The organism is Raineyella sp. LH-20 (genome assembly GCF_033110965.1).
Lineage (GTDB): Bacteria > Actinomycetota > Actinomycetes > Propionibacteriales > Propionibacteriaceae > Raineyella.
Map to the genome: position 1 here is coordinate 1378956 of NZ_CP137003.1, position 21170 is coordinate 1400125.

At 71.9% G+C, this 21170-nt stretch carries 19 protein-coding genes and 1 pseudogene; 9 read left to right on the plus strand and 11 right to left on the minus strand.

Translation table 11 applies throughout. The features are described from left to right. The first annotated feature begins 14 nt into the window (after positions 1-14). Positions 15-1376 (plus strand): dihydrolipoamide acetyltransferase family protein, encoded by a 1362-nt coding sequence (locus tag R0146_RS06030; protein WP_317691959.1) that lies wholly within the window; start codon positions 15-17, stop codon positions 1374-1376. 13 nt (positions 1377-1389) lie between these two features. Here the strand turns inward: R0146_RS06030 and R0146_RS06035 are convergent, their stop codons facing one another. The 4 genes from R0146_RS06035 to R0146_RS06050 form a co-directional block, all read right to left on the minus strand. Continuing rightward, entirely contained in the window at positions 1390-2520 is a 1131-nt protein-coding gene (locus tag R0146_RS06035; RefSeq protein ID WP_317691960.1) for a DUF4282 domain-containing protein, read from the minus strand. Between the two features lie 620 nt (positions 2521-3140). Continuing rightward, complete coding sequence (locus R0146_RS06040; RefSeq protein WP_317691961.1) at positions 3141-4181, minus strand: hypothetical protein; 1041 nt, start codon at positions 4179-4181, stop codon at positions 3141-3143. Between the two features lie 27 nt (positions 4182-4208). Further along, positions 4209-4697, minus strand: a complete 489-nt coding sequence (locus tag R0146_RS06045; protein WP_317691962.1) for a hypothetical protein — start codon at positions 4695-4697, stop codon at positions 4209-4211. Positions 4698-4705: 8 nt separating this feature from the next. Further along, a complete protein-coding gene (locus R0146_RS06050; protein WP_317691963.1) occupies positions 4706-5572 on the minus strand; it encodes a glycosyltransferase family 2 protein in 867 nt (288 codons plus the stop codon). Between the two features lie 144 nt (positions 5573-5716). On the opposite strand from R0146_RS06050, the pseudogene R0146_RS06055 reads away from it, so the two are divergent. The 6 genes and pseudogenes from R0146_RS06055 to R0146_RS06080 form a co-directional block, all read left to right on the plus strand. Next, positions 5717-5917: pseudogene (locus R0146_RS06055) on the plus strand (dolichyl-phosphate-mannose--protein mannosyltransferase); the annotation flags it as partial. Between the two features lie 160 nt (positions 5918-6077). After that, positions 6078-6296, plus strand: coding sequence for a hypothetical protein (locus tag R0146_RS06060; protein ID WP_317691964.1), 219 nt, complete (start codon positions 6078-6080; stop codon positions 6294-6296). A 394-nt stretch (positions 6297-6690) separates the two neighbouring features. Further along, positions 6691-8145: a hypothetical protein gene (locus tag R0146_RS06065; RefSeq protein ID WP_317691965.1), complete on the plus strand. Its 1455-nt coding sequence runs from the start codon at positions 6691-6693 to the stop codon at positions 8143-8145. Positions 8146-8209: 64 nt separating this feature from the next. Continuing rightward, positions 8210-8437, plus strand: a complete 228-nt coding sequence (locus tag R0146_RS06070; RefSeq protein ID WP_317691966.1) for a hypothetical protein — start codon at positions 8210-8212, stop codon at positions 8435-8437. A 57-nt stretch (positions 8438-8494) separates the two neighbouring features. After that, positions 8495-9550 (plus strand): glycosyltransferase family 2 protein, encoded by a 1056-nt coding sequence (locus R0146_RS06075; RefSeq protein ID WP_317691967.1) that lies wholly within the window; start codon positions 8495-8497, stop codon positions 9548-9550. Further along, positions 9550-10053 (plus strand): GtrA family protein, encoded by a 504-nt coding sequence (locus tag R0146_RS06080; RefSeq protein WP_317691968.1) that lies wholly within the window; start codon positions 9550-9552, stop codon positions 10051-10053. The genes R0146_RS06075 and R0146_RS06080 overlap by 1 nt, the downstream gene beginning before the upstream one ends. On the opposite strand, the gene R0146_RS06085 is transcribed toward R0146_RS06080, so the two are convergent. Next, the gene (locus R0146_RS06085) at positions 10001-12514 is read right to left on the minus strand and encodes a YfhO family protein (protein ID WP_317691969.1); all 2514 of its coding nucleotides are present in this window, start codon (positions 12512-12514) and stop codon (positions 10001-10003) included. The two genes, R0146_RS06080 and R0146_RS06085, sit on opposite strands and share 53 nt — an antisense overlap. 10 nt (positions 12515-12524) lie before the next feature. Then, positions 12525-12653 (minus strand): hypothetical protein, encoded by a 129-nt coding sequence (locus R0146_RS06090; RefSeq protein WP_317691970.1) that lies wholly within the window; start codon positions 12651-12653, stop codon positions 12525-12527. A 62-nt stretch (positions 12654-12715) separates the two neighbouring features. On the opposite strand from R0146_RS06090, the gene R0146_RS06095 reads away from it, so the two are divergent. Then, complete coding sequence (locus R0146_RS06095; RefSeq protein WP_317691971.1) at positions 12716-14218, plus strand: PIG-L family deacetylase; 1503 nt, start codon at positions 12716-12718, stop codon at positions 14216-14218. A gap of 6 nt (positions 14219-14224) precedes the next feature. On the opposite strand, the gene R0146_RS06100 is transcribed toward R0146_RS06095, so the two are convergent. From R0146_RS06100 to R0146_RS06110, 3 genes are read right to left on the minus strand one after another with little or no spacing between them, the layout of a single operon-like run. Further along, positions 14225-15061, minus strand: coding sequence for an SDR family NAD(P)-dependent oxidoreductase (locus tag R0146_RS06100; RefSeq protein WP_317691972.1), 837 nt, complete (start codon positions 15059-15061; stop codon positions 14225-14227). Continuing rightward, a complete protein-coding gene (locus R0146_RS06105) occupies positions 15054-16367 on the minus strand; it encodes an ANL family adenylate-forming protein (RefSeq protein ID WP_317691973.1) in 1314 nt (437 codons plus the stop codon). The genes R0146_RS06100 and R0146_RS06105 overlap by 8 nt, the downstream gene beginning before the upstream one ends. After that, positions 16367-16618: a phosphopantetheine-binding protein gene (locus tag R0146_RS06110; RefSeq protein ID WP_317691974.1), complete on the minus strand. Its 252-nt coding sequence runs from the start codon at positions 16616-16618 to the stop codon at positions 16367-16369. The genes R0146_RS06105 and R0146_RS06110 overlap by 1 nt, the downstream gene beginning before the upstream one ends. A 277-nt stretch (positions 16619-16895) precedes the next feature. Here R0146_RS06110 and R0146_RS06115 point away from each other — a divergent pair, with 277 nt between their 5' ends. Beyond that, positions 16896-18347 carry an HNH endonuclease signature motif containing protein gene (locus tag R0146_RS06115; RefSeq protein WP_317691975.1) on the plus strand — a complete coding sequence of 484 codons (1452 nt, stop codon included), beginning with the start codon at positions 16896-16898 and terminating at the stop codon, positions 18345-18347. 55 nt (positions 18348-18402) lie between these two features. Here the strand turns inward: R0146_RS06115 and R0146_RS06120 are convergent, their stop codons facing one another. Together R0146_RS06120 and R0146_RS06125 are read right to left on the minus strand one after the other, a co-directional pair. After that, a complete protein-coding gene (locus tag R0146_RS06120; protein WP_317691976.1) occupies positions 18403-20280 on the minus strand; it encodes a class I SAM-dependent methyltransferase in 1878 nt (625 codons plus the stop codon). After that, complete coding sequence (locus R0146_RS06125) at positions 20259-21092, minus strand: hypothetical protein (protein ID WP_317691977.1); 834 nt, start codon at positions 21090-21092, stop codon at positions 20259-20261. Before R0146_RS06125 ends, R0146_RS06120 begins: the two co-directional genes overlap by 22 nt. Between the last annotated feature and the right edge of the window lie 78 nt (positions 21093-21170).

Consider the following 21170-nt stretch of genomic DNA (forward strand, 5'->3'; position numbering starts at 1 on the left):
GCAAAGGACATCCCATGAAGCGTTTCCCCTTGCCCGATCCCGGTGAGGGTCTCACCGAGGCCGAGATCGTCAGCTGGCTGGTCGCCGTCGGCGACGAGGTCGCGGTCAACGATCCGATCGTCGAGGTCGAGACGAGCAAGTCCCTGGTCGAGCTGCCCAGTCCGTGGGCCGGCCGGGTGGACGCCCTGCTGGTCGAGGTGGGGCAGACCGTCGAGGTGGGCACGCCGATCATCGTGATCGACGACCGCTCCGAGGACGACACGGAGCAGGATCTCGGCGGCGGCGAGGCCGCTGCCGTCGTGGCGGGCGACGTGCTCGGCGGAGAGACGGCCGCCGAGGCCGCCAGCACCGACGAGGCGCCCGGCGCGGCGTCCGCGAACCTCGTCGGCTACGGGCCCGAGGCCGCCGCCACCGTGCGCCGCCCCCGCAAGCCGGGCGCGGCGATGGCCAAGCCGCCGGTCCGCAAGTACGCCCGGGACCGCGGCGTACGCCTCCGCGAGGTCCCCGGCACCGGCCCCGGCGGCACGATCACGTACGCCGACGTGGACGCCTGGCTCGCCGCCGGCAGCCGGCCGGTCGAGGCGGCGCCGCGGGTGGAACCGCCGGTGCCGGTGGTGGCCCAGGTCGCCGGCCCGGAGCACGAATACCTCGCCGGACCGCCCAAGCTGTCGTACGGTCGGGTGCCGGTGCGCGGCGTCCGGAAGGCGACCGCCCAGGCGGTGACGAAGTCGCTGTTCACCGCCCCGCACGTCACCGAATGGCTGACCTGCGACGTCAGCGCGACGATGGATCTGGTCGAACGGCTCCGGGACGCCCGGGAGTTCAGCGACGTACGGGTCTCGCCGATGCTGGTGGTGGCCAAGGCGGTGTGCCTGGCGCTGCGGACCAACCCCGAGCTCAACGCACGGTGGGACGAGGACGCGCAGGAGATCATCTACTACGGCGATGTCAATCTCGGCGTGGCCGCGGCGACCCCGCGGGGGCTGTTGGTGCCCAACATCAAGGGCGCCGACCAGATGGGTCTGCTCGAGCTGGCCCGGCACTTCGGCGAGTTGACCCGGACGGCACGGGACGGTCGTACGCCTCCCGCCGACCTGCGTGGCGGCACGTTCACGATCACCAACGTCGGGGTCTTCGGGGTGGATGCCGGCACGCCGATCCTCAACAACGGCGAGTCGGGGATCCTCTGCCTCGGAGCCATCACGCGGCGGCCGTGGGTCGTCGGGCGCGGCGCGGAGGAGCGGATCGAACCGCGCTGGGTCACCACCCTGGCGGTGTCCTTCGACCACCGGCTGGTCGACGGCGAGGGCGGCTCCCGGTTCCTCGCGGACGTCGCCCGGCTGCTGGCCGATCCCGCGCTGGCGCTGCTCTTCTGAGGTCGGGCGGGAGCTACGCCGTGGTGGTAGAGGGGGCGTCGGCGTCGTCCGACGTCTCCTCGGCCGCCGCGGCCGGTTCGTCGTCGGACGTCTCGTCGGACTGCTCCGTGGCGGCGAGCCGGGTGCGGATCTCCCGGGCGTCCGCGCCGAGGCGGATCACCGACAGGGCGACCTCCAGGACGATCCGGACGAGGAGGATCCACGCCGCCACCGCGACGCCGCCGACCACCAAGGCGGTGAGGCCCGCCGCGCCGCCGGCCGAGAAGCCGGAGACCGTCGTGCTGATCCAGGCGAGCACCCCGACGACGATCAGCAGCACGTAGAGGTGCTTGGTCACCTGGGGGGCGACCGGCTCGGCGAAGGACAGGTCCCGCAACCCGCTGAACGGGCTCTCGGACGGCGCCTTCTTCTCGCGCGGAGTCGCGTCGGTCGTCCGGCCGAAACCGCGCGACTGCAGGAAGGACAGCGGCTGGGAGTCCTCGGCGTGCGGGTCGGCGGACACTGAGGCGTACGGCCCGCCCACGCCATCGGAGGGCGCCGACTGGCCGAACGCCGGCTCGCCGTAGGCCTGACCACCGGGGGCCTGGCCGCTCGGCTGGGCGCCGGTGATCTGGGTCGGGTAGTCCTGCGCCTGCCCGGGATAGGCGTGGTCGGCGTAGCTCTGCGCCTGACCGGGGTAGCCGCTCAGGTAGCCCGGGCCGGACCGGGACTGGTCGTAGCCGCGGCCGGCGTACCCGCTGTCGGGGTAGCTCTGGGCGGACTGGTCGTAGCCCTGCCCGGCGTACGGGCTGCCGGGGTAGCCCTGCCCCGGCTGGGCCCGGTCGGCGTAGCCGGGGCTCGGGTAGGGCTGGGGACGGTTGTCGTACGGCTGTTCGGGAGACGCCGGAGCGTACGACTGACGGGGGGACGCCTGTCCGGTCGGCCGGCCGGCGGCGGCGTAACCGGTGGGCGCGCCGGACGCGCCGGACGAGCCGCCGGTGCGGTCCTCACCACTCAGACCGATGCCGTCGCCCCAGATGTGGGTCGGGTCCTCCGGACCGGCCGACGGGGAATCGGCCGCGCCCTGCGGCTGCTGGGAGCGGTAGCGATAGCCGTCCGGACCCTGCGGGTCGTACGGTCCGGTCTGGTTCGTGTCCTGGATCATCGTCCGTCCTGTATCGAGAGGGCCGCGGGTCTCCGGTCCTCGCCGGAGGCGTCCGGGGCAGGCGACCCGGCGTGCTGGTCGGGCCGTCGGACATGGCCCCCGCCCAGCCGTGTCATGTGGTGCGCACGCCTGTGCGGTGGACACCGGGGGCCGACCATTCCCTCGCGAGGGGTGCCCCACCGACCCGGTATCCCGGTCCGACTTGGGGCCGACTCTAACCGAGGTGCGCGCCGGAAACGGCGGTCCGGGGCCGTCTCCGGGCGGTTGCCACGCCGTACGTGCCCTGTCGGCGACAGCGCCCGGGAGACCGTCGTACGCCGTCGGGCGGGTCGGGTCCGCCCGGCCGGGACGCCCCGCGGACGTGGCCGTCCGGAGCGGCCCCGGCACCCCGGAATGCCGCGCTGACGTGGGCGTCGACCGGTCGTCACGGCGACACACCGGACGATCCCCGGCCCGCCGCCCCGGCCGTCGGATCGGGGCCGCGCGGGGAGCGATCGCGGGGTGCCGACCGGCGGGTTCCTATGACTTGCTGTGGATCTGACGTGGGGGGATCTGACGTGGGGGGATCTGACGTGCTGTGGATCTGGCGTGCGGGGATCCGCCCTGCGGGGATCCGCCGGTCACCGGGCCAGCAGGGCCGCCAGGTCCTCGGTGCCCGCGGTCAGCGGCACGAACTGGTCGAGCAGCGCGCGCTGGTCGGGCCCCAGCTCGCGGTCGAGGTGGGCCAGCAGCGGGTGACGGACCCGGACGGCCGTGGTGCCGTAGAGGGCGGCGAGGTTGAGCAGAGCCGTGCTGTTCGCGCCGAGCGCCACCCGGGCGGCGACCACCTCGGGATCCATCTCGGCCGGGCCGTGTCCCTCGGCGACCGGCAGGCCCCGATACAGCTCGACCGGGTCGGCAGGATGGGGGCGCACCACGAAGTCGAGACCGGCCGCGGCGGCTGCCGCGCCGACCTCCCGCAGATGGGTGAGATAGTCCGCGGCCGGCAGCAGCCCCAGGGCGACCCACGGCTGCGCGAGGTAGACCGCCCGCTCCGTACGTTCCCCGGGCGCCGGCACCCGGCCGCGGAACTCGTCGGCTACCGGCGGGTTGAGTCGCCAGCGCGCCGGGCCGGGCGTCGTGCCGGGGCCGGGCGTCGTGCCGGGATCGGGCTCCTCCCGCAGATAGAGCGGCCACCGTTCGTCGGTGAGCCGGGCGACGGCGGTCGTCACCGCCACCGCGCGGACGGTCGGCCAGATCCGACCGCCACCCTGCCGCACCCAGGCGTCCCGCCGGGTCCGCCAGGTGCCGTACGTCCCCAGTCCTTCGTCGACCACCACCACGTGCGGACGGTGCAGCGGCTGGTGGGCGACCATCCGGGCCCACGGCTTGATGCCCGGGGCGCCGACCGCCAGGTAGATCCAGTCGACCCCGCGGCCCGGGCGCATCGCCGCCGGATCGGGGTCGGTCCGCACGGTGAGCCGCGGATCGTCGGGCAGGAAGCCGGTCACGTCCTGCGCCGCCACCGTGGTCCGCCCCAGGAACCCGCCGGTGCCCAGGCTCCGCACGACCACCTCGCCGGCCCGGGTGTCGAGCAGGTGCCGGACGTACGACGCGCAATGGACGAGGTGGGTGCGGTTGCGCACCCCGGACAGGGTCACGGCGACCGGCCGGTCGGTCATCGGCGTACCTCCTGGTGGCTCACCGCGTCAGGCTACCGGTCCCCGGTCGGCGGGCGGTCGTCCGGCCGTGCCGGTGCTCACCCGGATCGTCCGACCGCCGGGCGTCGCCAGGTCGAGGGTGTGCACCCGCAGCCCGGTGCCCGCCGCCGGGTCCGTCGGCAGCCCGTGCAGTCGGATCCACACCAGGATCGGGGTGTCGGTGAGCTTCGCGCAGACCTCCGCCCGGGTCCATCGGGCCCAGAAGTCCTCGCCCCCGAACCTCCGCGCCAGGGCGACCGGCACCGGCCGGTCGGCGTATTCGGCGTCCAGGGCATAGCGCGCGATCCCGGAGAGGTCGGCGGGCCGCCAGGACAGCACGGTGTCGTCGGGCAGATGGGTGCGGGTCGGCGCACCGTACGGCGGCCGGCTGCCCCCCTGCGGGCCACGGGGCCGCGCCGGGTGCTCGGTGGAGAGGACGATCTCGGCCGGCTCCGGGGGACGGTCGGGGCCGTCGGGCCCGTCGGGGTGATCGGCCATCGGGTCGCTCAGATGATCGGCGGCCGGCCGAGGGCCGTCATCCGGGCCACGGTGCGCCAGGAGATCGGGTGGCGCGGGCCGGGGTCGGTGGTCCAGCCCTCCCGCAGCCCCTGGAACCAGATCCTCAGCGCCGCCCGGTCATGCACCCGGGCGAGGGTGATCAGCACCCAGGTCGCCACGTACGCCCAGCCGAGCGGGCGGGGCAGGTTGCGGCGGGCGACCCAGACCCGGTTGCGGGCGTTCATCCGGTAGAACACCGCGTGCCGGCTGGCCGGCAGCGCCGGATGGTGCACCCGGATGCCCGGCGTGTAGGTGATCCGCCAGCCCGCGTCCATCATCCGCATCGCCAGGTCGATGCCCTCGTGGCCGTAGAAGAAGTGCCCCGGCCAGCCGCCGACCTGCTCGAACGCGGCCCGCCGCTCCAGGTGGACGCCCTCCCAGAAGACCACCGTGTCGCCGCCGCGGTCGGCGGTCCGGGCGTCGAGGCGGGGGACCCAGCGTCGCGGCCCCGGCTTGCCGTCGGGATCGGTCGGCCGGGGCTGGACGATCCCGATGTGCGGATCGGACTCCATCACCGCCACCATCCGGGCCAGGGTGTCCGGTTCGGGCAGCCAGGCGTCGTCGTCGTAGAAGAGGATGTAGTCGCCCTTCGCCAGCCGGGCGCCCACGTTGCGGCCCTCGGGGATGCCGAGGTTCTCCGGCTCGTGGTGCGTCCGCACCCCGTCGGGCAGACCGGTCGGTTCCCAGGCGTTGCCGACGACCAGCACGTCGAGCTCGACCCCGGTCTGCGCCAGCAGTGTCTCCAATGCCGTGGCGAGCTCGGTGGGGCGGGTGCCCTGGGACAGCACGACGGCGGCGACGGTGGGCAGTGGCATGCGGACCTCCAGGGACGACGGCAGCCAGCCTAGCGGCCCGACCCGGCCCGCTGGTACGGAAGACTCCGGCCATGAACGACCTGACCCGACCGGCAAATCGCAGATCCGAAGGTCGCTGTCGGCGAGGTCGACATTTTCACCGATCAGGCGGCGTTCGTCGTCCATCCCCCTGGGCAAGTGGCTGATCGGGTCGGTGAGCAGTTGTTCGGCATGACCGGCTTCGGCTGGCGGTTCTCCTCGGTGGTGTTCGGCGCGCTGCTGGTGTTGTTCACTGTCCGGCTGTCCCGGCGGCTGTTCCGCTCGACGTTGATCGGCGCGATTGCCGGGCTGTTGCTCACCCTCGACTGCGGGGGTCGTACGGGCCGATGGTGTGGTGGCGTGGTGGGGCTGCTTGCGACCGATGGCGGTTGGGATCGCTCCTGGGGAGAGGACCACCCGTCCGCTCCGTTGACGGTGACCTTGGGGACGCGGTTGGCGTCTTTCGTGCAGTTCCACCGCGATATCTATGCCTTCCATACGTCGGACTTTGGTGCTCGGGCTGGTCCTGGGGCCACCGGGCCGGCTTGGACGGCGATGGCGCGCCGCGCTCGTCGGCGCCGTGATCGTCGGCGCCGTGATCGTTGTCGTGGCACTGGACTTCGTCTACATCTACCCCGTGCTGACCGACCGGCTGATGCTCTACCAGGACTGGCTGTCGCGGTTGTGGCTGCGCTCCTGGGCCTAGGCGCCAGGGTGTCGGTGAGTGCCGGGCCAAGTCACGACTGCCTCGTACTCGCAGCGAGCCAAGAAGGCGGCCCAACGACGATTCGCCCGTCGATGGGAGGGAGGTACCGATTCTCAGGATGGCCTCCGGGGAGATATGCTGAGCCCGAGTTCATACGGGGACGCCAGCGAACGGGCGGCACTTCAAGATCCGCTGCTTTGAGCAGGACTACGCGGCAGCTCCGACCCTTGCCACGAGTGCGAATCCGGGCAACGCTTGTCGGCGATCGGCCTTGACGGCGACGGATCACGGGGAACTGGAGACCATGCACACCAGACGCGATGGAATCGCTCGAGTGACGACCTCATCGAGGGTTCGATTCACCATCGCAACGCTCATGGCGACCTTGGTAGGCGTGTTCGTTGCAGTCCTCCACACTCATCTCGGGCTGGGTACCCTGCCCGCGGCTGCACTCGACGGCACGATCCGAGGTCTCTTCGTCGGTCTCGTGGTGGGAGTCACCGCTGACCGGGCCCTGCGTGCTCCTTGGGCTGTCCTCGCAGGGTGCATCGCCAGTTTGATCACCGGGGCCGTGAGCGCTCGTAGGGTACATCTGGACACGGCGTTACTGTTGGCCGGGGCGTTCACGGTCGTGACGGGGATCGTGGTGGTATGGGCGCTGACTCGCCTGTCCCGAAAGGTCAAGACGAGCACACTGGGCCTCGGGAGCCTGGGCGTTGTGCTTGTCAGCGCGATCGCCCTGGCGGGTTGGACACCCTGGCGGCCCTCGGACGAAGTCGCAGCGAAGCGGTTCGTCGACCTGGCGTCGCAACCGGTCCCTCTGCACTACGCCTTCGATGGTTGGACCTATTTGCGGGCCCGCGACCTCATGATCCAGGGCCAGCCGTTCTACTCCGCGATCACCCAAGCCCTCAGGGACGACTCGCCGGCCCACCGGACCATCGTCGAGAGCCCCTTCAACATTCGGCAGCCTCTCCTCTTCGAGCTGTGGAGGATACTGCCCGGCGAATTGCCATACCACCTGTTGGGCTGGTTCATCGCTTTCAGCCTCCTCGCGATCGCCGGCGCTTACCTCCTCGCGCGCACTTTTGTGGAACCCGGACCGGCATTGGTCGCACCGGTCCTGATGACCTCGTGGCTGTATTTCTTCTGGTGGTCGTATTCCTATGGTGAAGGACCCTGGTTCACCATGATGGAAGTCTGGGCGGGCTTCGTGGCCATCTTCGCCCTCGCCCTCCTACTGCGCCGCCGATGGCTGGCGAGCTTGGCTCTCCTCTGGTGCGCAGTCGCGACCCGCGAGTTCATGGTGCTGCTGATCCCCGCTTGGCTGGTGGCATGGTTTGTGGGGCAGCGGCCGGTCGGCCGCCGGCGCACCTGGTGGATACCGGTGGGTGCAGTCGTCGTGCCCGTTCTTGTGTTGCTGCTCCATATGTGGTTGGCGTCCGGGTTCCTCGAAAGGACACCGTCCAGCACACTGGGGCTGGCACACTGGCTGCACGGTGGGCCGGCGACACTCCAGAGGGCGCTCCAGTTCGGCTGGTATCACGTCCAGTTCCGCACCTATGTGGTGCCCGCCCTCAGTGTGCTCGCGCTCGCCGGCGCGTTGACCTTGCGGCAGGCTTGGCACCGTGCGACGCTGGCCGTCACGCTGGTCCTGATGTTGTTCTTCCTCTTCCGGTTCAGTCACGGCGAATGGGCCTACTACTGGGGAGGAATATTCACCCCGATCGTCGTCAGTCTGGTTCCTCTGGTCGTCAGTCGTTGGCTCCCTTCCCGGGACCGCTCAGGCTACCCCGACCCGGCCCGCCGGCCCGGCCCTGACGCAGACCGTCAGTATCTGCGGGCCTAAGGTGTGTCTCCTAACGTGTTGGTGGTGGGGGCGGCAGGGGTGGGACTCGTGCGTCCCCAACATCGTGCTGTCGTCGGCCGGGGTGCTGCTGATGGTCGAGGTGTTCGGCTGGGACCAGCGGATCGCGCCGTTGATCGCGACCGTGCTGGCGGTTCCGGTGAGCTACGGCATCGCCCGGACCATCCTCCTCGGCCCGGTCCATCGGGCCGAGGCGGCCGCTGCGGCGGCGATGGCGGCGGGGGAGCACCTGGCGGAGCGTCCCGGGCACCCGAGCCACCTGAAGGACCACTGAGGACGCCGGCCGTGACGGGCACGGCGGCGGACGATCACGCAGCGTTATAGTTCCGGCATGGGCAACCCCCCGGCGGCGCCGACGGAGCGCTGTGCTTTCCTCAGTGTGGTGGTCCCCTGTCACAACGAGGCGGCCAATCTGGAGGAACTGCACCGCGGGCTCGCCGCGACCCTGCCCGAGGTGGCCCGGACCTGGCAGATCGTTCTGGTCGACGACGGCAGCACCGACGGCACCGAGCGGATCGGTCTCGAGCTGGCCGCCCGCGACCCGTACGTCCAGTTCCTGTCCTTCTCCCGGAACTTCGGCAAGGAGGCGGCGATGCTCGCCGGCCTCGAGCACGCCCGCGGTGACGCGGTGGTGCTGATGGACGGCGACCTGCAGCACCCGGTCGCGATGATCCCCGCGCTGGTCCGCCGGCACCTCGACGGGTACGACCAGGTGATCGCGCGGCGTGATCGGCGGGCCGACCCGCGGCTGCGGACCGCCCTGTCCCGGGTCTTCTACCGGCTGGTCAACCCCCTGATCGATGTGCCGCTCGATGACGGGGCGGGCGATTTCCGATTGCTGAGCCGCCGGGCGGTCGACGCCCTGGTGGCGCTGCGGGAGACGAACCGCTTCTCCAAGGGCCTCTACAGCTGGATCGGCTTCCCCACCGCCGTTCTCGACTACACGAACGTACGACGCGACGCCGGCCGGTCCAGCTGGACCCTGCACAAACTCCTCGACTACGCCATCGACGGCATTCTGTCGTTCAACACCAAACCCCTGCGGGTGGCGATCTGGATCGGCCTGTGGATGGTCGGACTGATGCTGGCGTACGTGGTCTGGCTGGTCGTCGGCGTCGCCGCATTCGGCGTCCAGACGCCGGGCTACGTGACGACCGTGGCCGCGGTGGTCCTGCTGGCCGGTGTCCAGCTGATCGTCACCGGGGTGATCGGGGAGTACGTGGGCCGGATCTACTCCGAGGTGAAGCGCCGGCCTGCCTACCTGCTCCGGGTGGACACGGCGGAGGCCGCCGCGGGGCTCCCGGGAGCCGCCGTCCGCGGAGCCGGCGTTCCGGGGACGACCGACGCGTTCCGGGCTGGGCCGAGCCTGCCGGCCGACGGGGCCTGATGGTGGGGTTCGCCCGGGTCTGGTGGCTGCGCCTGTGGCCGCTGGTGAAGTTCTGCCTCGTCGGAGTGGTCAACACCGGGGTCTACTACGGCGTCTATCTGGTGGTCCTCCGGTTCCTGCCCTATCCGGTGGCGCATCTGATCGGCTGGACCGTCTCGGTGGTGGTGTCGTACCTGCTCAACTGCGTGTTCACCTACCGGGTGCGGCCGACCTGGCGGAAGCTGCTGGTGTACCCGCTCTCCAGCCTGCCCAATGTGCTCTTCACCACCTTCGGGGTGGTGCTGCTGATCGAGGTGTTCCACGTCGGGGAGAGGCTCGCCCCGTTGATCGCCGGCCTGGCGGCCGTGCCGTTCAGCTACCTGTTGGCCCGGCTGCTGCTGGTCGGTCGGGGGAAGCAGGAGCCGGATTCGGCCGGTGCGGTCGATGAGGCTGTGGTCGGTGAGGCCGCGGTCAGTGAGGACGGCGCGCCCGGCGACGCCGGAACAGCTCGATGGCGATCGTGAGCATCAAGGCGGCCGCGGCGATCCCCAGCCCCGGCGCCAGGCCCTGCTGCCGGTAGGTGCAGGTCAACCGGGTGACCCCGTGCACCGGGACGGTCAGCATCCCCGCCCGTGCCGTGACGGTGGCCGGCCCGGCGTCCGTACGGCACGACCAGCCGGGCAGCGCGGTGGTCAGCACCACCGCGTCGCCGGTCTGCGGAGCCGGCCAGCTGACCGCGACCTGCGATGGCGCGAACCGTACGGTCGCCCCCTGAGCCCGGGAGCCGGCGACCACCCGATCCAGCGCTGCCGGGTCCAGGCAGCCGACGTCACCGGAGCGTACGTCCGGGCGGCCGCCGGAGTCAGCCAGCACGGTGAACGCCACCCGGCCGTCCGCCGGGACCGGGCCCAGGGTGAGCACCTCGGGGGTGCCCAGGGCGACCGTACGGTCCTGCCAGGTGATCGATCCTCGGGGCGGGCGCTGCTCGGAGCCGGTGCGGACCTGGAGGATGCTGCCGGGCGTGCACCGGGCGGTGACGTCGACCCGGCCGGTGCCCGGCGTGGATCCGGTGCCCCGGCCGGCGCGACCGGCCCCGGCCAGGTCGAGGGCCGGGACCGTGTAGAGGCGGGCACCCGCGAGGGTGTCCCGGGCGGCCCAGACGGTGCCCGGCGCCGCCGGGTCGGCGGCCACTGGGTCGGCGGCCACTGGGTCGGCGGCCACTGGGCCGGCCGGCAGCACGGTGACCGGAGCGTTCACCCGGTCGCCGGCGCCGGCCTGATCCGCCGTGGTGTGGATGCCCAGCAGGGCCCGGGCCGCCGGGTCGTCCACGTCGAGGCCGATCCGCCGCCGGGCGTACGGCAGCCCGAGTCCGGACAGCGCGTCGGTGGTGATCCGCGGGATGGCGCTGGAGTAGTAGTCGATCCCGTTGTAGTCGAGCAGCAGCGGGTCGTTGTCCGAACTGTGCGGCACCCGGGTCCGTTCACCCGCGGTCACCGCCGGCACCTCGGCCAGCCGTGCCGCCAGGAACGACGCACTCAGGGTGGTCGGTGCGCCGTGGTATTTCGCCTTGTCCCGGTAGATCGCCCCGGCCGTATAGGCGCTCTCCGCCAGCACGGTCACCAGGAGGACCAGGGCCACCCACCGGCGCCGGTCGAACGCCGCCGCGGCACCGAGCAGGACGAGGGTGGCGACGGTGAGCACGATGGTGAGCGTGGACAGCCGGCCCACCACCAGCGCCCCGAGCACGGCGACGCTCAGCGTGCCGGCGAGCAGGGGCCGACGGCCCGGCAAGCCCGCGGCCAGTCCCAGCCAGGCGGTGACGACGAGGATGCCGGCCACCACGAACGCCTCCCGGTAGCCGCTCCCGTTGGGCGCGGCGAAGCTGTGCCAGGCGAGCTGGGTGGCCGGCACCTGCATGCTGACCACTGCCGCCACCGGCAGCACCGCCAGCGCCACCCGGGACCGTACGCTCAGCTCACGGTGCCACGGCGCCGCCGCGACCAGCACGAGGGTGCCCAGGCCGGCGAAGATGCCGGCGGACCCCAGCGTCCAGTTGCCCGGGAAGAGCCGGGCCAGGGTGATGTCCCAGGGCATCTGGTAGAGCGCGGCGCCCGGCACCGGGGCGGCTGCGGCGACGGCGGCCAGCACCGGCAGGATCAGCCAACTGATCATCGCGATGCCGAGCGCGAACCCGCCGATCACCCGGCCCAACGCCGCGCCGGACGCCGCCCAGCCGGCCCGGTCGACGACCAGCAGCGCGAGGAGCACCAGCCCCACCCCGAGAGTGGCCATCACCGCCGTGTAGTAGTTCGCTGTCCAGCACAGCGCGACCACCAGCACCGGCAGGACGATTCCCCGGCGTCGGGCCAGCCGCAGCGCGGCCCACAGTAGCAGCGGGAACGCGATCAGGCCGTCCAGCCAGGACAGCACCACCATCGCGTCGCCGGTGACCCAGCCGCAGCAGGCGTAGCCGGCCCCGAGCGCGGCGGCCACCCCCCAGCCGGCGCGCCGGTGCAGGCACAGCAACACCAGGGCCATCGCTGCGGCGGCGACCGCGATCTGCAGCCCGGTGATCAGCTGCACCCCGACGGTCAGTCGGTCGCGCGGGACCAGCACCAGGAGGAGGTTGAACGGGCTCGCGGCGTACGTCGCAAAATCGCCGAGGTAGGGCGCACCGAGGGCGCTGTGCCAATTGAAGAGCAGGGAGTTCGGGCCGGCCGGGTGCAGCAGCAGGTCTCGTACGTACGCCTTCTGGGGCAACAGCTGGTTGTAGGCGTCGTTCACCGCCCACGGCCGTTTGCCGAACGGAAAGACACTCGCCATCGCCATGCCGGCGACCTGGGCCGCCACCGCGAGTACCGCGGCGACCACCGCGGCCCGGAGCCGGGTCCCGGGTGGGCAGTCGGCACGTCGAGGCGCCGTCAGCACCCCGGCGGGGGCCGTCGGGGCGCCGGTGCCGGGGTTCGCGACTGCGGGGGGCTGCACGGGGAGCATGCTAGGGCACCGCGAACCAGGGCACCGCGAACCAGGGCACCGCGAACCAGGGCGCCGCCGCGGGTCTCTCCTCGGTGAGCGGCTCGTTCAGGATGCGATCAGTATCGAGCGGATAGTTTCCGGGAGGCATCGGCGGGTCCGATCGCCGCACAGCCGCCGCGGCGCGGCCTTGAGGTCAGGAGGCAGGGCGAAATGTGGACCGATCGGGAGCGGGAGACCCGCGCCGTCGGGTCGGCCCGTTCCACCGCTGTCGCTGCCGCGTCGGCCGGTGCGTTCTCGATCGCCATCGTGGTGCTGCAGTACGTGGCCAACCACGAGTACCCGTTCGGCGCGAAGACCCGGAACTACGACGACTACTTCGCGCAGTTCGTGCCCTCCTACGCCATGTTCCACGACCTGCTGCACGGACACCCGGCGATCGACGCCCAGTTCACCTGGTTCGTCGGCCTGGGGCAACCGTTCCTGCCCGGCTACGCGGCCTACCTCGGCGGCCCCTGGACGTTCCTGATCGCGCTGTTCCCGACCACCGCGGTGGAGGTCGGGATCTTCGTGGTGACGCTGGCGAAGGTCGCCGCCGTCGCGGCGTCCATGGCCGGGGCGTCGGGTGCGGATAGAGTCCTGGTCGGCCGTCACGGATCCTCCGGAGGCACAGCGAGAGGGGACCCGATGATCGACGACGGGAAGCGCGCCGCCGGGCGCCGGCGACCGATCGGCTGGGCCAGTGCCTGGGGAGTGGCGGTGATCGTCGTGGCGCTGGTGCTGCTGAAGGTCGCTCCGCCTGCTCGGCAGGTCCCCGACCAGGCGCCCGCTCCTTCGACGCCGGCCTGCACTGGGGGCGCTCTGCAGGTGGTGGCGCACCAGGACGACGACCTGTTCTTCATGACTCCTGACCTGCTGTCCGACCTGCGCACCCGCGCCGATCAGTGCTTCCGGACGGCGTACGTCACTGCGGGCGATGCGGGCAAAGGCCCGGACTACTGGCGGGCCCGGGAAGCCGGGATGGAGGCCGCGTACGCGAAGGCGGCGATGGTGGAGAACCGGTGGGAGACCAGCTCCGCATCCTTCGGGGGCCACCCGGTGCTGGTGCGGAGCCTGGTCCCGCGGCGATCGATCTCGCTGGTCTTCCTACGGCTGCCGGACGGGTTCCCGGACGGCAGCGGCACGGCCCTGTACGGCCGACAGAGTCTGCCCAAGCTCCTCGACGGGCGGATCACCCGGATCAGCGCCGTCGACGGCTCGACCGAGTACTCGGCCGTCGGCCTGCGTGACGAACTGGTGGCCCTGATCGACGCGACGCGGCCGACGCTGATCCGCACCACCGACTACGTCCACCCCTTGGGCGACGGAGACCATGGCGACCACCACGCGGTCGCCTACCTGACCCGGGATGCCAGTCGGCTGGCACATGTCGACCACACGATCCTCAGCTATCAGGGCTACCCGTCGCAGCAACGGCCGCGCAATGTCTTCGGGGACGATCTGGCGCTGAAGAGGGAGATCTACGACACCTATCAGGAGATCGCGTTGCCGAGCGAGCCGATGTGGCGCCCGGGCTTCCTCTACCGGCAGTACACGGTCGACGTCGCGACCGTGACGGCGGCCCGGGGCGACGCCCGGTTCCCGGGAGCATCCGACCTGGTGGGGCTGTCGCCCGCCTCGGCGGCGCCGGCGTACCGCCCCGGCCCTGGGAGGTGACGTCGATCAGATGGAGCTGCCGCCGTCGACGGTGATCACCTGGCCGTTGAGGTTGGTGTCGTCGAAGAGCAGCATCCGGGCGATCGGCACGATGTTCTCCGGCTCGACCAGCCGGCCGGACGGCGTCCGCCGGGTGATCGCGTCCAGTTGGTCGGCGCCGAGCACCGAACTCATCTCGGAGGCGAAGAAGCCGGGGGCGATGGAGTTGACCAGCACCCGGCCGTGCATCTCCCGGGCCAGCGTACGCATCGCCGCGTCCAGACCGCCCTTCGTCGCGGCGTACGTGGTGAGCCCGGCGTAGCCGCGCTGCGCGCCGACCGAGGTGATCATCACGATCCGGCCGCGCCCGTTGCGGCGGATCATCGTCCGCAGCACGGCGCGGGTGAGGACCAGCGGTGCGGTGAGGTTGGTCGCGACGATCCGGGCGATGTCCTCCGGCGAGGTCTGCAGGTGCATCGAGTCCTGCCCGACGGCCGCGTTGTTGACCAGGCCGTCGATCCGGCCGAGCCGGGCGCTCGCCTCCTTGACGAAGGCAGTGACGGCCGCGGTGTCGGTGATGTCGACCGACGCGACGTACGTACGCTCGGGGAACGCGGCGGCGAGGGCCTGCAGCTCGGGGGTGATCGTCCGGGCGAAGGTGGCGACGCGGGCGCCGGCGGCGAGGACCATCCGGACCAGCGCCAGGCCGAGGCCCCGCGACCCGCCGGAGACCAGCACGACCTGCGCCGGTGGGACGGCGGTGTCGCCGGACGGCACGGTGCCGGACGGCACGGTGTCGGAGGGCACGGTGTCGGTGGGGGTGGCGGCCGGAGTCACGGCGACGGGATCGACAGGTTCAGACATCGGACTTCAGGCTCTCCTTGAGCGGGATCTCGGGCAGTATCTTCAGCCGGCGCGGCACGGCGTAGTCGGGCAGCCGGGCCGCGCACCAGGCGGCGAGTTCCTCGGTCGTCGCTCCGGCCCCGGGGGACAGCACGACCTCGGCGGTGACCATGTGGCCGACGATCGGCGCCTTGCGGCCGCGGACGGCGGCCCAGGCGACCGCCGGGTGGCCCAACAGAGTGGTCCGCACCGCCGCAGCGGAGACCTTCGAGCCGCCGACGTTGATCTCGTCGGAGGCGAGCCGGCCGACGATGAGCACGCGCCCGTCGCGGATCTCGACCCGGTCGCCGGTGTGCAGGTCGGGATCCATCCCCTCGGCACGGAACGGGGAACCGATCACCAGTTCGTCGTCGACGACGCTCAGCCGGGGCCGGCCCTCGGCGTGCCGCTCCAGCCAGGCGACCGGGAACCCGGCGCGCCCGTCGTGCACGGCGATTGACGCGCCGGCCTCGGAGGAGGCGTAGATCCAGGAGATGCGGGCCGCAGGGTAGACCTCGTGCAGCCGGTCGAGGATCGCCTGGTCCACGGGCTCGCCACCGAGGGTGACCTGTTCCAGCGGCAGCCGGGCCATCGTGTCGCCGGACCGTACGATCGCCTGTCGCCAGAAGGTCGGGGTGCCGGAGGCGGCGGTGACGCCGTGCTCGAGCGCGAGCTCCGGCCAGTCCTCGAGCTGGTCGGGCTCGACGAAGACGAGGTCGTTGCTCGGGTGCGCCAAGGACAGGGTGACCAGCTGCCACCAGGCGTACGCACCGGGGGTGTACGGGCACAGCCAGGTGCGGGGCGGCTGGTCGCCGGTGACCGTGGTGAGCGAGGCGAGGGTGTGCGCGACCCGCTTCGGCCGGCCGGTCGAGCCGGAGGTGAGCAGCCAGAGCCGGCCTGGGTCGGCGGGGCGTGAGGAGGCGTTGGCGGACTCCAGCGCGACCTGTTCACCGGCGGTGCGGGCGATGGCCAGGCCGTTGCTGCGCAGGTCGGCGAGCAGGCCGTCCTCGGCGCGGCTCGCCGACGCGACCAGGGTCTCCCGTCGGGTGGTCGCGTGGGTCCAGACCGTACGGGCCGCCTCCGCGTGGTCGGCGACGAACACCGCGGCGGCCGGCGGCAGATCGTACGTCCCCAGGTCGGCCCAGGTGCCGGTGAAGCCGCGCGCCACGATCCGGTTGCCGGCGCCGGGTGGTGTCGGGGAGGTGGTCCCGGAGGCCGTCGGTTCGGCGGGAACCGACGCCGCGGCGTTCGGCCCGGCGGCGTTCGGCTCGGAGATGTCCGCGGGCATCAGGCGCTCTGCAGCTGCTCGATGAAGTCCAGAACGTCGGAGACCGTGGTGATCGACCGCAGGCCGGGGGCGTCGAAGTTCAGCTCGGTGCCCAGTTCGTCCTCCACGGACAGTGCCAGCTCGGAGAAGTCGAGGGAGCGGAAGCCGATCGCGTCCAGTGCCGCGGCGTCGTCGGCGGGCAGTTCCTTGCCCTGGTTCGTCAGCACCTCGGCCATCATGGTGCGGATCTGGTCGCGGCTGAGTCGGCTCATGCTCTCGGCTTCCTGAGTGTCGTACGGATGACGCGCCCACTCTACCGAGCGCTGCCTGTCGCGGCTCCGCGTCGGCGTACGCGGTGGATCGGCCATCGGTCGGCCATCTGACAGGCCGCCCGGCGCGGGTCCGCGCGATGCGCGCGTGAACCGTTCATACGTTCGAAAAGTGTCTGAGGGGTGCCGTAGCGTTGAGGGTATGGGGGAGGTGTCGGGCGGCTGGGCCGTTCCGGGGGTGACTGGTCGTACGACCGGTCGTTCTGAGGGTTGCCTGCCGGTGGGTCTGGTGCGTGCCGGGGAGGAGCTGGAGGGGTTTCTTGCCGACGGGGTGGATCGGTTGGGGGATGCGGATCTGTTGGCGGCTGCGGCGCGGTTGGCGGTGTTGGGGTCGATGGTGCGGGCGGGCGAGCTTGCGGTGATCGCGGGTCTGGAGGCTCGTGGGGCGACGAGTGCGGTGGAGGGACTGTCGACGCAGGCGTGGTTGCGTACGACCACAGGACTGACGCCGCGGCAGGCGAAAGGGCGATTACGGCAGGCCGAGGCGATGGCCGCGCACCCGCATGTCGCTGCCGCGCTGGCGTCGGGGCAGATGTCGATCGAGCAGTGTGAGGGGGTACTGGCGGGGCTGGCGTTCCTGGATGATCCGCAGGTCGCTGGTCTGTTCGACCCTGGTCAGGCCGATGCGGTCGAGGAGCATCTGGCCGGTCATGTGGGTCAGGATCCTGATGAGTTGCGCAGGCTGGCGAACCATGCGGTGGAGGTGGTTGCTCCGGCGGTGGCCGAGGAGGTGGATCGGCGGCGGCTGGAGGGGGTGGAGGCGCGGGCCCGGCTGACGCGTCGGCTGGTGTGGTCGCGGGATGGTGCGGGATCGGTGTGTTTCCGGGCGAAGCTGCCGACGCTGGAGGGTGAGGAGTTGATCTCGCTGGTCGGGGCTCACACGGGGGCGGCGTTGCGGCAGCAGCGGGAGGAGGCTGTTGCCGATCCCGGCCATGTGGCGTTGTCGGTGGCTCAGTTGCGGGCTGATGCTTTGGTGGCGATCGTCGATGCGGCGAAGGCGGTGGGGAGTGCGCCGGTTCATGGTGGTGATCGGCCGCGTGTGACGATCCTGCTCGATCCGGCTGCTGTGGTGGATCGGTCCGGTCCGGGAGTGGTGCTGGATTCGGGGGAGCCGGTGTCGGCGTCGGCGTGGCGGCGGCTGGCCTGTGATGCGGATGTTCTGCCCGCGGTGTTGGGTGGGGCGGGGCAGCCGTTGGATGTCGGGCGGACGGTCCGGCTGGTTGGTGGGGATCTGCGTCAGGCGCTGCATCTGCGGGACAGGGGGTGTGCTTTTCCGGGGTGTGACCAGCCGCCGCGTCAGTGCGAGGGGCACCATGTGGTGCCGTGGGCGGCGGGTGGAGTGACTGCTGTGGACAACCTGGTGTTGTTGTGTCGGCGCCATCATGCTCTCGTCGAGCCGGATCCGCGGTCGCGGCCGGGGACGCGTTGGGAGGTCCGGATGGGGCCGGACGGCATTCCCGATTTCCTTGCGCCGGTGGGTCGGGGCGGTGGTGGCCGGCGAGTGTTGCGCAACTCCCGTTACCGGGTGCTGCATCCCGACTGCGGGCCTCCCGGCCGCGCAGACCCAGCCGATCGTGCAGACCCTCCTGACCGTGCAGACCCGCCTGACCGGGCAGACCCGGCCGACGGCGAGGCCTCCGTCTCGCGCGAGACGGGCGCGCAGGGCCCATGACCGACACGGGCGAAGGACTGCTCGGATCGTCGTACGGACGCTGGACAGACCGCCGCTACGCTTGCGGCCCGGCGGGGGGACGGATCCGGCCGATCGTCTCCCGACGGAGCTTGCGGACGATCCGTCCGGTGAGGTTCTCGGCGCGGAAGGTGAGGTACTGCTTCTCGTCCCAGTGGAACCGCGACCAGGCGCCGCGCAGTTGTTCGCGCTGGCGTTCGATCACCGCGGCCATCTCCTGGCCGGTCATCGGGCGATCGTCTGCAACCTCGGCACCCGGCCAGTAAGGGGCCACGTCGTCGGGCGCGGCGACGCCGGCCATCGCGGCCAGCGCCCGGAACACTGTGTGCGGATGCATCGAGCTGGGCCAGGGCGTCCGGATGCCTGCTGCGCGCCACGTCGCCAACAGGTCGCCGAGGGCCCGCCACCGGGCTTCATCCAGTCGCGCGGGAACGCCGGTCGACTCCAGCGGCGTCGGCTCCAGCGGCGTCGGCTCCGGGGTCGCCGGGTTGTTGGCATTCGGCGAGCCTGCCAGCAGGGTGCCGAACCGCAGCTCGGCGTACGCCGTGGGCAGCCATCCGGCGGTATCCGCCTTCGTGCCCGACCAGTCGCGCCACTGAGCGAGGATCCGGCGCAGACTCGGGGTGTCGGAGGCGATCGCGGCCTCGGTCAGCTCGAGAAGCAGCGTCCGGCCCTGTGGCGGCACGGTCAGCGGGCCGGCGATCGTCACGCCGTTGCCGTTGCCGTTGCCGTTGCCGTTGCCGTTGCCGTTGTCGTTGTCGTCGCCGTCGCCGTCGGTCGCGGTGACGCGGCCGTCCGGCGCGGCCAGCCAGCGGAGCGTACGACCGTCGCCGCGCGCCTGCAGGACGGCCGGGGCCTCCTCGGCGGGGGCGGCGGGCCCCCAGACCAGTACCCATCCGGCGCAGACCTCGGGCCAGCGGTCGGCCATCGCGATGGCGCGTCGCTGCAGTAGCCCTGGGGCGGCCGGCCGGTCGGCGACCGGGCGTCCGGCGAGCCCAGCCAGCAGGTCGCGCAGCGACCGGGCGGCCTCGTCCAGCCGGGTGCCCGCGGTGTGCGGAGCCCGCCAGTCCGGAAAGAGCTGGTAGCAGGTGGCGTTCGTACGATCCGCCGGACCGACCAGCGTCTCCCCGACGGCGGCCGCGAACTCGGCGATCTGCCGCCCGGTCCGTGGCCGGGTCGCGTCCCAGGTCATCAGCGGCGACCAGTTGGCGTCCAGGTCGCGGGACTCCTCCGACCGGGCGGCGAGCAGCCGGTGCAGGCCCAGGTCGTTCTCCACCCCGAGCGCCAGGGTGCCACCGTCGGCGACGCAGGCCACCACTTCATCGGCCAGCTCGCGCCAGGTGCGCGGGGCGTCCTCCAACGAATGCACCCGGGTCACGTCGTCCAGAGCAAGGACCAGATCGTACGTTCCGCTGTGTCGCCGGGCGTCGGCGAGATTGCCGCAGAACACTGCCGCGGCGGGCAGCGCCGTCCCGATGGCTGCGGCGTCGGGGATCGCGCGGACCACCACGGTGAGATCGCCGACCTCGGCGAGCCGGGCCAACAGTCGCGGATCGTGCGGCCCGACCACGAGGATCCGTCGCCGACCCCCGGGCAGACCGCCGACCAGCCGGTCGACGAGCCCGTGCAGCAGTGCGGAGGTGGCGCCGGGACCGGGGATGTCGCCGGTGTGCGGATCGAGGTAGGTGTCCGCGGACTCCTCGGCCGGTGGATAGGCCGGCGCGCTGGTGGTGGGCGCCGCGTCGGTGGGCGCCGCGTCGGTGGGCGCCGCGTCGATGGGAGCAGCGGCGTCCGCCTCCACCGTCGCCGCTGCGGCCTCCGGGGCCGGCTGCTCCGGCAGGTCCCGCCAGTTCTGCGTCGCCCCGGGCAGCAGGGTGACGTTGGCCGGATAGGTCAGTTCGACGATGCGAGCCATGGTTCCTGCCATCCCAACACGTAGCGCAACTCTTCCGGCGACATCACGTAGTCCGATCCCAGCTCCGTACGGGTCACCGCCCGGGCGAGGTCGAGGTCGATCTCCTTGCCGAACAGGTTCGGCAGCGTCGCCTCCAACAAGCCGGTGCCGTCGAACCCCGCCTTCGCCCCGACGAACTCCATCGGGTCGCCGTACACGGCAGGTTCACACCCGGCGGCCACCCCGTACAGCACGGCGGTGGTCAGCCGGTTGGAGGCGACCCGGCGGTGTCGGCGTACCTCGGCCAACTGCCGGAAGAGGAAGAACCGGTCGGTGCCCTGCCACATCCGGCCGCGATGTCCGTGGGTGATCACCCGGAAGCCGGCGTCCTCGTACAGTCCGCGGATCTCGGGGTCCTCGTACTCCACGAAATAGAGGCACATCGTCACCGGGCCCTCCTCGGTGTCGCGGATCTCGTCGATCAGCGCTTGGTGGCTGCCCTGCACCGATTCGTAGTCCCGCGTCCCGTGGAACGGATACCAGATCGTCCCGACGCGTTCCTCGTGCGGATCCTCGAGGAGATCCAGCAGGTAGAGGTACGGCGCCCCGATCACCAGGTAGTTGCGCCAGCCGATCGCCTCGCCGCGGCGCCGGCAGACGTCGGACCAGGCGTACTTGGCCATGCTCCAGTCGGCGTTGTGATAGCCGAAGCCGTGGACGAAGGTCCAGCCGTGCTGGACCAGCCCGCGGATCGGCGGCGGGCTCTGCGGGTCGAGGCCGGCGTACTCGGCGAGGATGTGCGCGTGACCGTACCAATGATTGGTCTGGTCCACGCTGCTGCTACCTCCGGACGGTGACGCCTGTTTCGCGCCGACTTTATCAGCGCGGCCCTTGCCGGCACGGCGTCCATC

Excerpts from the sequence above, each read along its gene's own strand:
- R0146_RS06075 (WP_317691967.1), top strand. The coding sequence starts at position 8,495 with ATGGGCAACCCCCCGGCGGCGCCGACGGAGCGCTGTGCTTTCCTCAGT.
- R0146_RS06045 (WP_317691962.1), bottom strand. The coding sequence starts at position 4,697 with ATGGCCGATCACCCCGACGGGCCCGACGGCCCCGACCGTCCCCCGGAG.
- R0146_RS06100 (WP_317691972.1), bottom strand. The coding sequence starts at position 15,061 with ATGTCTGAACCTGTCGATCCCGTCGCCGTGACTCCGGCCGCCACCCCC.
- R0146_RS06110 (WP_317691974.1), bottom strand. The coding sequence starts at position 16,618 with ATGAGCCGACTCAGCCGCGACCAGATCCGCACCATGATGGCCGAGGTG.
- R0146_RS06080 (WP_317691968.1), top strand. The coding sequence starts at position 9,550 with ATGGTGGGGTTCGCCCGGGTCTGGTGGCTGCGCCTGTGGCCGCTGGTG.
- R0146_RS06095 (WP_317691971.1), top strand. The coding sequence starts at position 12,716 with ATGTGGACCGATCGGGAGCGGGAGACCCGCGCCGTCGGGTCGGCCCGT.
- R0146_RS06050 (WP_317691963.1), bottom strand. The coding sequence starts at position 5,572 with ATGCCACTGCCCACCGTCGCCGCCGTCGTGCTGTCCCAGGGCACCCGC.
- R0146_RS06035 (WP_317691960.1), bottom strand. The coding sequence starts at position 2,520 with ATGATCCAGGACACGAACCAGACCGGACCGTACGACCCGCAGGGTCCG.
- R0146_RS06040 (WP_317691961.1), bottom strand. The coding sequence starts at position 4,181 with ATGACCGACCGGCCGGTCGCCGTGACCCTGTCCGGGGTGCGCAACCGC.
- R0146_RS06105 (WP_317691973.1), bottom strand. The coding sequence starts at position 16,367 with ATGCCCGCGGACATCTCCGAGCCGAACGCCGCCGGGCCGAACGCCGCG.
- R0146_RS06060 (WP_317691964.1), top strand. The coding sequence starts at position 6,078 with ATGCCTTCCATACGTCGGACTTTGGTGCTCGGGCTGGTCCTGGGGCCA.
- R0146_RS06090 (WP_317691970.1), bottom strand. The coding sequence starts at position 12,653 with ATGCCTCCCGGAAACTATCCGCTCGATACTGATCGCATCCTGAACGAG.
- R0146_RS06120 (WP_317691976.1), bottom strand. The coding sequence starts at position 20,280 with ATGGCTCGCATCGTCGAACTGACCTATCCGGCCAACGTCACCCTGCTG.
- R0146_RS06030 (WP_317691959.1), top strand. The coding sequence starts at position 15 with ATGAAGCGTTTCCCCTTGCCCGATCCCGGTGAGGGTCTCACCGAGGCC.